Here is an 11,819-nt window from a genome sequence, read left to right as displayed (position 1 = left end):
CGCCACCCGGATCTGATCCCCGTCGTGCGGCGGAACCTGGAGACACGCCCCCTACCGGAACCGAATGATCTCCATGGGTTGTTGGTCTTGTTGGAGAAGTCTCCGGAAGCTTTGGATGCATGGGCTCGCAATCCGTCGATTCCCATTGAGAACAAAACGCGAGTCCTCGTCGTGCTCGAGGAGGATGTTCCCGATACGCTGGAGCCCATCTTGCCCGCGTTCATTGCCACGGCTGACACCCTGCGCGAGCAAGCGCAACGCCAGGATGGCGACGCTGCGTACTATTGCGAGCGCCTGTTCAGCTTGCTCTTGGGAGACCGGGAACGCTTCATCCCGGCCCTGCCGGAGCAAGCACGCGTTAGGCTGCGGGCCGTGGCTCAGAGCCTCGTGGCGTCTCCTTCCATGGGCAGTGCCCTGCCTGCGGCAGTCGTGCTCGGATTGGTGGGACGCCCCGCGGACATCCCGCTTCTGGAGAGCCGTCGCCCCGCGGATGATCCCGTCTTTGCCGAGGTCTTCGATGACGCCGCGGCGGCGCTGCGCAGAGTTCACTGATTGCCCCGAGAGCCTGGTGTGAACCTGCTCCTGCTCTCCGACGAGGACTTCCTCCCCGACGGTACCGCCCGCCTGACGGGACGCCGGGCTCAGCACGCTCGGGAGGTGCTGCGTGCCGAGGCCGGAGAGCTGCTGCGCGTGGGCAGGCTCGGGGGCCTCGTCGGCACGGGTGAGGTGCTGGAGAACACCGAGGGCCTCCTCCACCTCCGAGTCACCCTCACCGATCCGCCCCCCACCCGCGCGGGAGTGGATCTGCTGCTCGCCATCCCCCGCCCCAAGGCGCTCAAGAAAGTGCTACCCGCCGTGGCCTCTCTCGGCGTGGATCGCGTGGTGCTCGTCAACGCCGCCCGCGTCGAGAAGAGCTACTTCGACTCCAAGGTGCTCGCCCCCGCCTTCGTCCAGGAGCTGCTCCTCCAGGGACTCGAGCAGGCCCGCGACACGTGCCCCCCAGAGGTGCTCGTGCGCGAGCGCTTCCGCCCATTCGTGGAGGACGAGCTGGACGCGCTCTTCGGCCGGGAGCCGCTCCGGCTCCTCCCCCACCCGCCCGCCCACCAGCCGCTCGCCACCACGGGCGTGGCCACCGCGCCTCGGGTGGTGCTGGCCATCGGGCCGGATGGCGGCTGGGTCCCCTTTGAGGCACAGCTGCTCGAGGCCCACGGCTTCCACCCCTTCACCCTCGGCCCACGCATCCTCCGGGTGGAGACGGCCGTGCCCGTCCTCCTGGGGCAGGTCGCCCTTCTCCGGGAGAACATCTCCCCCCCAACCGACCGTTGAGGGCTTGAAGCCACACTCGCGGTTGATAAGAGTTGCCCCCATCTATGACGACCCAGTCCGAAGCCGCCGCCCAGACCGCCGCCGCCGAGGCCGCTGCCCAGCCTGCCCCCCAGCCCGTCACCTCCGAGCCCCAGGCCAAGCCTGCCGGCCACGACACCGTGCCGCCGCCCGCGCTGCTCGACTTCATGATGAAGCGCTGGAAGCCGGGCAACCGGAAGCTCCCTCCCAAGCTCAAGCATGCGGACTCCTTCCGCGCGCGCCGCCAGGCCCTCTCCAAGCTCTTCCCCGGCGAGACGCTCGTCATCCCCACGGGCCACGAAAAAGTCCGAGCCAACGACACCCACTACCGCTTCCGCCCAGGCACGGACTTCTACTACCTCACCGGCAACACCGAGCCGGACTGCGTCCTCGTGCTCCAACCCAAGGAGGGCGGTGGCCACACGGACATCCTCTTCGTCGAGCCCAACCCAGGCCGCAGCGACGCCACCTTCTTCACGGATCGCGTGAAGGGTGAGCTGTGGGTGGGTCCGCGGCTCGGCGTGAAGGAGAGCCAGGCCCGCTACGCCGTGGACGAGGCACGCGGGCTCCCCGAGCTGGCGGGCTACCTCGGCGGCCTCCACGGCGCCGTGTCCCGGCCCACTCGAGTGCTGCGCGGCTTCTCCCCCAAGGTGGACGAGGTGCTGCCCGCCCAGGCCGAGCGCGACAAGCTGCTCGCTCAGGCGCTCTCAGAGCTGCGGCTCCTCAAGGACGCCCAGGAGCTGCGCGAGCTGCAGGCCGCCATCGACTCCACTCAGCGCGGCTTCGAGGACGTCATCCGCGGCCTCAAGTCCGCCAAGAGCGAGCGCGAGGTGGAGGGCATCTTCAACCTGCGCGCCCGTGTCGAGGGCAATGACGTGGGCTACGGCACCATCGCCGCCGCCGGCGCGCACGCCTGCGTGCTCCACTGGACGCGCAACGACGGCCCGGTGAAGAAGGGCGAGCTGCTGCTGCTGGACGCGGGCGTGGAAGGCAACAGCCTCTACACCGCGGACATCACCCGAACGCTCCCCGTCTCCGGCAAGTTCTCCAAGGAGCAGCGAGAGATCTACGAGCTGGTGCTCGAGGCGCAGGAGCAGGCCCTCCAGGCCGTGAAGCCGGGCAACGACTTCATGGAGCCCAACCGCGTGGCCATGCGCGTGCTCGCCCACGGACTGCAGCGCCTGGGCATCCTCCCTGACGCCGAGGAGGCGCTGAAGGACCAGCACCAGTTCTACAAGCGCTACTCGCTGCACAACGTCAGCCACATGCTGGGCCTGGACGTGCATGACTGCGCCCAGGCGCGGCAGGAGGCGTACAAGTACGGCAAGCTCAAGGCCGGCATGGTGCTCACGGTGGAGCCGGGCCTCTACTTCCAGACGGATGACCTGACGGTGCCGGCGCGCTACCGCGGCATCGGCGTGCGCATCGAGGACGACGTCGTCGTCACCGCCCGCGGCTGCAAGGTGCTCTCCGGCGCCATCCCCCGCACGGTGAAGGATGTGGAGGCCTGGATGAAGCGCGTCTGGGCCAAGGCCAGGAAGTGAGGCACATACGCTCGCCGCCTACTACGTCTTCCTGGGGCTGGTCGGTGCCGAGCGTCTGTACGAGCTCGTCCTCTCGCGTCGCAACGCGCGGAGGGCGCTCGCGCGGGGTGGCCGGGAGGTAGGCCAGGGCCACTTCCGCGTCATGGTGCTGTTCCACACGGCGTTCCTGGTGGCCTGCGCCGTGGAGCCGCTCGCGCTGCACCGGCCCTTCCCGGGCTGGCCCGGCTCCGTCGCATTCGGCGGTGCCCTCGCCTCCCAGCTCCTGCGCTACTGGGCCATCTCCACGCTCGGCGAGCGGTGGAACACCCGCATCATCTTCGTCCCAGGCGACACGCCGGTGACGGGCGGCCCCTACCGCTACATCCGCCACCCCAACTACGTGGCCGTCATCCTGGAGTTCCTCTGCCTGCCGCTCATCCACGGCGGCTACCTCACGGCCCTCCTCTTCTCCCTGGGCAACGCGGCGCTGCTCTACGTCCGCATCCGCGCCGAGGAGCAGGCGCTCGGCGCCGAGTACCAGCACGCGTTCTCCGACAGGCCGCGCTTCCTCCCCACCGCCTCCCGCCCGGGCCCGGCTCCGCCGCCACCGTGAGGACGATCGACGTCGCCATCGTGGGAGGAGGGCCCGCGGGGCTCGCCGTGGCCATCCACGCCGCCCGCCGCGGCTTCTCCACCGTCGTCTTTGATCGCCAGGAGCTCCCGGCCGACAAGGCCTGCGGAGAGGGACTCACGCCTCCGGGCCTGCGCGAGCTGGAAGCGCTGGGCGCCCGCCAGTACCTCACCCCCGCGGACTGCACCCCCATGCTGGGGATTCGCTACATCCAGGAGGACGGGACGGAGGTCTCTGGACGCTTCACCCCCGCGCCGGGGCTCGCCATTCGCCGCACAGCCCTGGCGGAGGCCCTGACACGCACGGCGCGGGAGGCGGGCGTCGCACTCCAGGATCGCTGCGGCGTGGCGAGGGTGGTCCGCACGCCCGAGCAGGTGCGGCTGACCACCGCGGCGGGAGAAGAGCTGGAGGCCCGCCTCCTGGTGGCCGCGGACGGCCTGGCCTCGCCCTTGCGCCAGGCCCAGGGGCTCGATCAGCCCGTGAAGGCCCGGAGTCCTCGGCGCTTCGGCCTGCGCCAGCACTTCCGCCTCGCGCCCTGGTCCCAATACGTGGAGATCCACCTCGCCCCGGGACTGGAGGCCTACGTCACCCCCGCTGGAGCGGAGCGAGTGGGTGTGGCCTTCCTGTGGGAGCACGGCAAGGTGGAGGGCTCCATCTCCTTCTCCACCCTGCTGCAACGCTTTCCCCTCCTGCAGGAGCGGCTGGGCGGGGCGGCGCCGGACTCGAGCGCGCGAGGAGCCGGGCCCTTCCTACGCCAGGTGCGGAGCCGAATCCTCGATCGCTTCGTCCTGGTGGGGGATGCCGCGGGCTACGTGGATGCCATCACCGGCGAGGGGCTCACACTGGCGCTCCGCAGCGCGAGCGCACTGGGCCACCTGCTGCCCGAGGTGCTCGCCCGTGGGGCCTCTCGGGCGTCTCTCCTCCCCTACGAGCGCGCCGTCGCACGGCACTACCGGCGCTACGCGCTCTCCGTGAGGCTGATGCTGGCGATCGCCCGGTACCCGGCGCTGCGCACCCGCCTCATCCGCGGGCTGGCCCGGGCCCCCTCCCTCTTCGAGAAGCTCGTCAACTTCGTCACGAGCTGACACGACGGTAGGCAGCACGGAGGTACGCGCCGGGCCCCCATGGACGCTCAGGCTACGGAGTGCCGCCCTTTGCCTGCACCCACCTGGCGAGCTCGATCGCCTGGTTCTCGTCGATCAGCGACGCGAAGGTCGGCATCTGCGTGCCCGGCTTGAAGCTCTCCGGGTTGCGGATCCACTTCGCCACCTCCTCGGGTTGCTTGCCCAGGGAGTTCTTCAGCATCTCGCGGAACTGCCCCTTCGGGCCGTGGCAGTACTGGCAGCCCAGCGAGCTGAACAGCTGCTCGGGGCTGGAGACCGCGCTGTCCGCCTTGGGACGGGGTATCGCGACGTGGGCCACCTTCGGCGACTCGGCCGGCTTGACGCGCTTCAGATAGGTATAGAGCGCCTCGATCTCCACATCATCGACGTGGCGGTAGAGCGGCATCGGCTTGCGCAGGATGTAGCGGTCTGGGGTGACACCCTCGCGGCGCGCCAGCTTGAACTGCTCCAGGGTCCACCTGCCAATCCCCTGCGTCTCATGCTGCGTGATGTTGGTCGAGTAGATGAAGCCCTCGCCACTCGCCGGATCCAGGGCGAACTCGAAGCCACCGGCGTACGCATCTGGATCCTTCATCTTCTCCTCGCCCGGAGAGAAACCGGCGGTGTGGCAGAAGACGCAGTCAAACAGGGCCGTTGCCGCGTACTCCCCATACTCCGCCGTGGGGCCCTTGGGCGGCGCGCTCACGGGCGGCCGCGGCGCGGACTTGATGCCAGTGACGAGCACCTGGACGAGTCGGCCCGGGAACGTCAGCTCCGTCGGCGGGGCCTTCTGGGCATGAGGCGCGAAGTCGGGGCTGCCCGAGCGCATGTAGCCAATCACCGCCGCCACGTCCGCGTCCGCCATCCCGTAGAACGCAGGCATGAACCGGGCCTTCCCCTCACGGTTGATCGCATGGACGATCATCCGCGCGATCTCCTCGTCCTTCATGTCGCCGACACCGCCCACGGGGTCCGAGGTGATGTTGGCCGAGTAGAAGGAGCCCAGCGCCGTGGGGAAGTCCAGCAGCCGAGTGCCCGTCGCGTGCGACTGTCCCAGCGCCGCGTGGCACTCCCCGCAGACCGAGCGGTAGATCATCTCCCCGCGAGCCAGCGCCTCGGGTGAGCTCGCACGCTGGATGTTGGGGGGAGGCGTGTCATACGTCCTGCCAGCCTGGTGGTTGACGTAGACTGCCAGGACCGCCACCCCCAGGACGATCACACCTACCAGCGCACCCATACCGATCAGAATCTTACGTAGCATTTGGACTCACCGAAGAGTGAACGGTATCGCAAGCCAGCGGCCGGCACGAGAAACCCACCTGGGGAGTCACTTTCTGCCGCACCGCGGCGAGGCCTCGACGCCCTGGCACCTGCCGCGACACTGCCGGTCTCTCCAGAGCCCCACGGCCAGCCAACCTCCTGGGTCCCGCTTGAGCCCTACCGGGCACTTCCCATATGACCTACCCGGCTCCACGGGTAGGAGCCACACAAGGGGCCCACCACCATGCTCAAGAAGATCCTCATCGGCCTGGCCATCGTCGTCGCGGCGCTGGCCGGCGTCATCTCCACCCGTCCGTCCACGTTCACCGTGCAGCGCACGGCGACGATCCAGGCGCCGGCGGACATCCCGTTCGCGATGGTGAACGACTTCCACCGCTGGGGCCAGTGGTCCCCTTGGGAGAAGCTGGACCCGAACCAGTCGCGCACCTTCACCGGGGCGAACGCGGGTCTGGACTCCGTGTACGAGTGGTCCGGCAACGACAAGGTGGGCAAGGGCCGGATGACCATCGAGGAGAGCAAGCCGAGCGAGCTCGTCCGCATCCGGCTCGAGTTCCTCGAGCCCTGGGAGGCCAACAACACCACCGCCTTCTCCTTCATGCCCACGGGCGACGGCGTCACGGTGACCTGGAAGATGGAAGGCCAGAACACCTTCATGGGCAAGGCCTTCTCGCTCTTCATGGACATGGATTCGATGATCGGCAAGGACTTCGAGTCGGGGCTGGCCACCATGAAGACGGCGGCGGAGGCCGAGGCGAAGAAGCAGGCCGAAGAGAAGGCGGTGGCGGAGAAGGCGGCAGCGGAGGCGGCTGCCGCGGCTGCCGCGGCCCCTGCTCCGACGGAGGGACAGCCCGCCGCTGGGACCGCGACCGCGCCCGCCCCGTGATCTGACTGGGGTCCCTGGAGACTCCACCTCCGGGGCCCCCCCTCCCGATCACGCCAGCACCCGCCATACACTCCAGTCCCAGAGGGACGGCGGCCATGACGAGCAGTATGAAGACGGGGCTGGTGCTTGCAGGGGGCGCGGCGCGCGGGGCCTATGAGGCCGGCGTCCTCTCCTATCTCCGCGAGGAGTTCGAGCCTCAGTTCGGCCGCGCACTGAAGCTGGACATCCTCGCGGGCACCTCCGTGGGTGCCATCCACGCCTGCTATCTGGCGGCGACGAGCCACGAGCCCCTGCAGCAGGCCCGGGGCCTCATCGCGCACTGGCACGGCATGAAGGTGGAAGAGGTGCTCCGGTGCAGCTTCGGAGACATCTTCCGCATCATCCGCGAGGCCCTCAGCAAGCCCACCGCCGACTCCACCCGGGACATCCAATACGGCGGGCTGGTGGACCCGCGCGGGCTGCGAGCCCTGGTGGGCCGTGGCATCTCCTGGCTGCAGATCGGCCGGAACCTGCGCAAGGGCCACCTCGACGCGCTCGCCATCAGCGCCACGCACGTGGGCACGGGCGGCGCCACCGTCTTCGTCCAGCGGGGTGACGGAACGATCCCTCGGTGGAGTGACGATCCGGACTACCGCGCGGTGGCCACCCGCATCGGCCCCAACCACGCGCTGGCCTCGGCCGCGATCCCGGTCGTCTTCCCCGCGGTCCGCGTCCGCGGTCAGCTCCATGTGGACGGCGGCCTGAGGCTCAACGTCCCGATCAGCCCCGCGCTGCGGCTGGGCGCTCAGCGCGTCATCGTCATCTCCATGCGGCCGGCCGCGGACGCCCGGAAGGAGCCGGGCGCCACCGTGCAGGAGCGCGAGCAGGTCTCCGCGAGCGCGCCCTTCCTCGTGGGCAAGATGCTGAACATGCTGATGACGGACCGCACGGATCAGGATCTCGGCCGGCTGCGACGGCTCAACTCCATCCTCGAGGCCGGGACGACGGCATATGGGCCGGGCTTCGCGGAGACGCTCAGCGCGGCGCTGTACCCGCACCGCAGCCAGCCGGTGCGCTACATCCGCGAGCTGCTGGTGAGGCCCTCGCGGGAGCTGGGCGAGCTGGCCGCCGAGTACGTCAAGACGCCTGACTTCCGCCGCCGCAGCAACGGGCTGGCCCACCGCGCCATTCTGCGGCTGGTGGAGCGCGAGGCCCCGCGCGAGGCGGACATGGCCTCCTACCTGCTCTTCGATGGGGGCTTCGCGGACATCCTCATCGATCTGGGGCGGCGGGACGCCCGAGCCATGCAGGCGCAGTGGGAGCGCTTCTGGTCGGACGAACCGCAGACAGTGTCGGAGGCCGCCCTCATGAAGACGTCCTCGGCCGCCAGCGCCGCCTGAGCTTCACGCGGCGCCTGGGCGCTAGGGGCTCTGCTGCGCCTGCGGCGTGTCTTGCGGCGCGGCCTCTGGCTTGTCCGCCGCCTTGACGCCCGGCTTGTCCGGCTTCTTGTCCGGATCGTGGACGAAGAGCTCGAACTGCCGGGGCTCGGTCCGAGTGTCCTGCTCCACCGTGAAGGACAGGCGGCTGATCTCGTGGCCGTCCTCAGTCTCCACCTGGACGCGCCAGTCGCCCGGCTTGGGGTTCGAGGTGTACGCGAAGCTGCGGTAGCCGCGCTCGATGCCCTTGTTCCGGATGGTGAGGGGCACGGTGCTCATCCGCGTCCACCCCTTGTCCGGGTGGTCGTAGTACCACTGCACGTTCACCCGGTACCAGTCGAAGCCCTTGGGGGCGAAGATGCTGAAGAAGTAGTACGCCTTGTCCCCGGCGCGCGCGACGAAGTCCTGGTCCCCCTTCTGCCAGGGCTTCCACCACTTCGGCTCATGCGAGAGGTGGTACGCCGAGCCCCGCTTCTCCACGCCGTGGTAGATGCCGCTGAACTGCACCGCCAGCGGCACGGGCGGCAGCACGCGCACCAGGAAGAAGAACAGCAACACCACCTGCACGCCGAAGCCCGGGATGGCGATCTGCTTGATGGCCTGGACATAGTCCAGGATGTTCCACTTCTGCAGCACCCGCATGACGCCGTAGACGGCGCCGCCCGCCAGCACCTGCGCGAGCAGGAAGATCCAGAAGTTCGCCTTGCCGATGATAACGGGCAGCACGTAGGCCAGGTACATGCTGACGCACAGGCTGAAGAGCGCCACGCGGATCACCGGCCCGAGCTTGCGGAAGAACGGCAGCTCGTTGGCCACCATCAGCCCGAACATGGTCACCAGGAACACGAACGCCGTCAGCCCCGAGGCGCTCTTGAAGAAGAACAGCGTGTAGGAGCTGAGCAGGCTGCCGAAGAAGAAGTGGATGGCGTCCTCGCGCCAGCGCCAGACCTTGGACAGCACCTTCGGTGGCTCCACACCCTCCGGATGGCGCTGCTCCAGCAGCATCAGCGTGGCCAGCACGCCCAGGTACACGAACTGCTGGACCATCGTGAGCGTGTCGTCGATGCGGCTCAGCGTGACGACGTCGTAGACGAAGCCGATGAAGAAGAACGCCGCGATCTCCACCATCTCGTTGCGCTGGCGCCACTCCTGCACTCGCTCCATCACCGAGCCGGTCTTCGCCGTGGGTGTGGAGTCCTCCGGATCTGCGGGCTTCACACCCGGCGCGGCGGCCAGCACATTGGAGGAGCCTTCAGCGGAGCCTTCCGACAGGGTGGCCGACGTGGGCTCAGGAGTACCCGTCGTGTCTCCAGGGGTGGGCGGTGTTGCGGTAGCCACGGCATTCCCAGCAGCCTGATGGAACGGTCGAGAGGAACTCGGCGCGGCGTTCACCCCCCACCCAGGCCTGGAACAGGGGGTTGCTCATCCGCACCGGGCCACCGTGCGCTCGCGGTAGCGGCTGCGCATTCTATGTGTGAACGCGCAGCACGCCACTGTGGCCAATGGTACGCCCTCGTCAGCCCTCGGCCTTCTTGCCGGCGACGAGGTCCGCCAGCTCGCCGCGCTCGGCCAGCTCCATGAGGATGTCCGAGCCGCCCACGAACTCCCCGTTGATGAAGACCTGGGGGATGGTGGGCCAGTTGGTGTAGTCCTTGATGCCCTGGCGGATGTTGGGGTCGGCCAGCACGTCCACCGTGTGCACCTCCCCGAGGGGCTGCAGGATCTGCAGCGCCCGGGCGGAGAAGCCGCACTGCGGGAACAGGGCGTTGCCCTTCATGAAGAGGACAATCTTGTGGGAGCGGATCTCTTCGTCGAAGCGAGACTTGAGTTCAGGGTTCATGTGCGTCGGGTCCTCTCTCAGCGAGGCCCGAGCTTCTTCGATTGCTCGGGCGTATAGGTTTTTAGCGCCAGGGCGTGCAGTTCGCCCGTCCCCAGCCAGTCCTGGACAGCGGCATAGACGAGCTTGTGCTGCTGCACCATGGGCTTGCCGGCAAAAGCCGGGCTGACCACGGAGGCCTCGAAGTGGTCCCCCGTGCCCGTGGTGTCCCGCACCTGGACCTCGGAGCCGGGCAGGGCCCCGAGAATGCGTTCGCGAATGCTTTCCGGGTCCAGCATCAGTGCATCCCCTTTCCCACCATGAGCATGGCCGGGTCGACGCCCATCCCCCTCAAGGTCTCGCCCCACAGCTCGGAGGGGTTGCCCTCGAGGATGGCCTGGGCCGTCGCCTCGGAGAACAGCCAAGAGCCCACGGACATCTCCTGCTCCAGCTGCTTGGGCCCCCAACCGGCATAGCCCAGACAGAAGCGCATGTGAATGTCCGGAGTCTCCAGCAGCGGCCCCAGGGCATCCAGCGTGACGCTCAGGTAGAGGCCCGGGAGGACGGGGTGCTTCTCCTCAATGGAGTCGTTGTCGTGGAGGATGAAGCCGCGATGGGGCTCTACGGGCCCGCCAATGAAGACGGGCTGCAGGTCGCGCTCGGGAGCGATCTTCATGGACTGCCCCCGCGCCAGCTCGCCGAGCGTCAGGGGGGCCCCTCGGTTGACGACGAGCCCCATGGAGCCCCCTTCCCCGTGCTCGACCATCAGGACGACCGAGCGGTGGAAGTTGGGATCCCCGAGCTGGGGCATTGCCAGGAGCAACCCGGGAGCGAGCGTCTTCACACGCCGAGCATTGAACGTCCCGGAAGAGCGTGCAACCGGTCTTGTGGCTCCTCTGTGAAGAAGTCTCAGTGCCAGCTGGTGTGCTTGGACTGAAGCGCCTGGGCCAGCTTCTCCGGCATCACCGGCTTGCCGATGAAGAGGTCCGCTCCGAGCCCCTTGCACTTGCGCGCCATGGCCGCGTCGCTCATGGCGCTCACGCCGATGAGGATGGCCTGGGGGAAGCGCTCGCGCAGGCGGGACATGAGGGTGACACCGCTGCGGCCCGGCAGGAAGACGTCCACGATGGCGGCGTCCATGCGCTTGTTGCGCACGGCGAACTCGGCCTCTTCGGCGCTGCCCACGGGCATGGGCTCGTAGCCCCACTGGGTGAGCAGCTCCACCAGGAGCTCGCGGCTGGAGGGATCGTCCTCGACGACGAGCACCGAGCCGCGCACCAGCTCGACCTTCAAGTCATCGTTGCGCCGCTCGGGGCTTGCCTGCGTGGCACCCGGGGCAATGGAGAGATCATCGGTCGGGAGGGACATGGCTGGCTCGAGAGGGCAAGAGAGGTGTGCGTTGAGGGAACGCTCCCGCGCACGGAGGGAATTCCTCCGCCCATGCCTGGAAAGCCGAGGTGTCCCAGGGGCTTGAACGAAGGGTCACGCCTGGCGCGTGCGGGGGGCGAGCGCCTGGGAGGCAAGCGAGGCGCCAAGCACGAGCAGCACCAGGAGCATCCAAGCGGGAATGACGACGCGGGTACCACCCTCGTAGATGAGCGCGACATAGCTGGTGCCCAGGTAGCGGCCGAGCGACATGGGCTCCATGCGGGCGATGCCGAAGAAGCTCACGGTGGACTCGGCGAGGATGGCGGCGGGCAGGCGGCTGAGGAACACGGCGAGGACGAAGGGGCGCAGCGCGGGCCACAGGTGGACGCGGAGCAGGTGCAGCCCGCTGCCTCCGAGCGCGCGTGAGGCGGCCACGAACTCCTGGCCCTCCAGCG

At 68.7% G+C, this 11,819-nt stretch carries 14 protein-coding genes; 7 read left to right on the top strand and 7 right to left on the bottom strand.

From position 1 onward, the window contains the following. From VD972_RS22570 to VD972_RS22550, 5 genes are all read left to right on the top strand, one after another. On the top strand, positions 1-552 hold a 552-nt coding region (locus tag VD972_RS22570), incomplete at its 5' end, for a hypothetical protein (protein ID WP_324990261.1). Positions 553-570: 18 nt separating this feature from the next. Beyond that, the gene (locus tag VD972_RS22565; protein WP_324990260.1) at positions 571-1,326 is read left to right on the top strand and encodes a 16S rRNA (uracil(1498)-N(3))-methyltransferase; all 756 of its coding nucleotides are present in this window, start codon (positions 571-573) and stop codon (positions 1,324-1,326) included. 44 nt (positions 1,327-1,370) lie between these two features. After that, positions 1,371-2,888, top strand: a complete 1,518-nt coding sequence (locus VD972_RS22560) for an aminopeptidase P family protein (protein WP_324990258.1) — start codon at positions 1,371-1,373, stop codon at positions 2,886-2,888. 142 nt (positions 2,889-3,030) lie between these two features. Then, complete coding sequence (locus VD972_RS22555) at positions 3,031-3,480, top strand: isoprenylcysteine carboxyl methyltransferase family protein (protein ID WP_324990256.1); 450 nt, start codon at positions 3,031-3,033, stop codon at positions 3,478-3,480. Continuing rightward, positions 3,477-4,583: an NAD(P)/FAD-dependent oxidoreductase gene (locus tag VD972_RS22550; protein ID WP_324990254.1), complete on the top strand. Its 1,107-nt coding sequence runs from the start codon at positions 3,477-3,479 to the stop codon at positions 4,581-4,583. Before VD972_RS22555 ends, VD972_RS22550 begins: the two co-directional genes overlap by 4 nt. A gap of 52 nt (positions 4,584-4,635) precedes the next feature. Here VD972_RS22550 and VD972_RS22545 read toward each other — a convergent pair whose 3' ends face one another. Beyond that, positions 4,636-5,862, bottom strand: a complete 1,227-nt coding sequence (locus VD972_RS22545; protein WP_324990252.1) for a c-type cytochrome — start codon at positions 5,860-5,862, stop codon at positions 4,636-4,638. Positions 5,863-6,105: 243 nt separating this feature from the next. On the opposite strand from VD972_RS22545, the gene VD972_RS22540 reads away from it, so the two are divergent. Both VD972_RS22540 and VD972_RS22535 read left to right on the top strand, forming a co-directional pair. Continuing rightward, entirely contained in the window at positions 6,106-6,765 is a 660-nt protein-coding gene (locus tag VD972_RS22540; RefSeq protein WP_324990250.1) for an SRPBCC family protein, read from the top strand. A 95-nt stretch (positions 6,766-6,860) separates the two neighbouring features. Next, positions 6,861-8,144 carry a patatin-like phospholipase family protein gene (locus VD972_RS22535; protein WP_324990248.1) on the top strand — a complete coding sequence of 428 codons (1,284 nt, stop codon included), beginning with the start codon at positions 6,861-6,863 and terminating at the stop codon, positions 8,142-8,144. Positions 8,145-8,165: 21 nt separating this feature from the next. On the opposite strand, the gene VD972_RS22530 is transcribed toward VD972_RS22535, so the two are convergent. From VD972_RS22530 to VD972_RS22505, 6 genes are all read right to left on the bottom strand, one after another. Further along, the gene (locus VD972_RS22530) at positions 8,166-9,518 is read right to left on the bottom strand and encodes a DUF2914 domain-containing protein (protein ID WP_324990246.1); all 1,353 of its coding nucleotides are present in this window, start codon (positions 9,516-9,518) and stop codon (positions 8,166-8,168) included. Between the two features lie 178 nt (positions 9,519-9,696). Next, entirely contained in the window at positions 9,697-10,020 is a 324-nt protein-coding gene (gene grxD, locus VD972_RS22525; RefSeq protein ID WP_324990244.1) for a Grx4 family monothiol glutaredoxin, read from the bottom strand. Positions 10,021-10,037: 17 nt separating this feature from the next. Further along, positions 10,038-10,295 carry a BolA family protein gene (locus VD972_RS22520; protein WP_324990242.1) on the bottom strand — a complete coding sequence of 86 codons (258 nt, stop codon included), beginning with the start codon at positions 10,293-10,295 and terminating at the stop codon, positions 10,038-10,040. Further along, positions 10,295-10,840 carry a YqgE/AlgH family protein gene (locus VD972_RS22515; protein ID WP_324990240.1) on the bottom strand — a complete coding sequence of 182 codons (546 nt, stop codon included), beginning with the start codon at positions 10,838-10,840 and terminating at the stop codon, positions 10,295-10,297. Before VD972_RS22515 ends, VD972_RS22520 begins: the two co-directional genes overlap by 1 nt. Before the next feature lie 65 nt (positions 10,841-10,905). Further along, complete coding sequence (locus tag VD972_RS22510; protein ID WP_324990238.1) at positions 10,906-11,364, bottom strand: response regulator; 459 nt, start codon at positions 11,362-11,364, stop codon at positions 10,906-10,908. Between the two features lie 114 nt (positions 11,365-11,478). Next, positions 11,479-11,819, bottom strand: a 341-nt coding sequence (locus tag VD972_RS22505) for an ABC transporter permease subunit (protein WP_324990237.1), incomplete at its 5' end; no start/stop codon positions are given.

Origin of the sequence: Hyalangium sp., from assembly GCF_035629615.1 — a bacterium.
GTDB lineage: Bacteria > Myxococcota > Myxococcia > Myxococcales > Myxococcaceae > Hyalangium.
The sequence above is the reverse complement of the archived record's forward strand: the minus strand, read 5'-3'. Positions and strand labels throughout refer to the sequence as shown.

Bases quoted from the DNA above. Each gene is read 5' to 3' on its own strand.
- VD972_RS22560 (WP_324990258.1), top strand. From the start codon at position 1,371: ATGACGACCCAGTCCGAAGCCGCCGCCCAGACCGCCGCCGCCGAGGCC.
- VD972_RS22510 (WP_324990238.1), bottom strand. From the start codon at position 11,364: ATGTCCCTCCCGACCGATGATCTCTCCATTGCCCCGGGTGCCACGCAG.
- VD972_RS22535 (WP_324990248.1), top strand. From the start codon at position 6,861: ATGACGAGCAGTATGAAGACGGGGCTGGTGCTTGCAGGGGGCGCGGCG.
- grxD (WP_324990244.1), bottom strand. From the start codon at position 10,020: ATGAACCCTGAACTCAAGTCTCGCTTCGACGAAGAGATCCGCTCCCAC.
- VD972_RS22520 (WP_324990242.1), bottom strand. From the start codon at position 10,295: ATGCTGGACCCGGAAAGCATTCGCGAACGCATTCTCGGGGCCCTGCCC.
- VD972_RS22545 (WP_324990252.1), bottom strand. From the start codon at position 5,862: ATGCTACGTAAGATTCTGATCGGTATGGGTGCGCTGGTAGGTGTGATC.
- VD972_RS22555 (WP_324990256.1), top strand. From the start codon at position 3,031: ATGGTGCTGTTCCACACGGCGTTCCTGGTGGCCTGCGCCGTGGAGCCG.
- VD972_RS22540 (WP_324990250.1), top strand. From the start codon at position 6,106: ATGCTCAAGAAGATCCTCATCGGCCTGGCCATCGTCGTCGCGGCGCTG.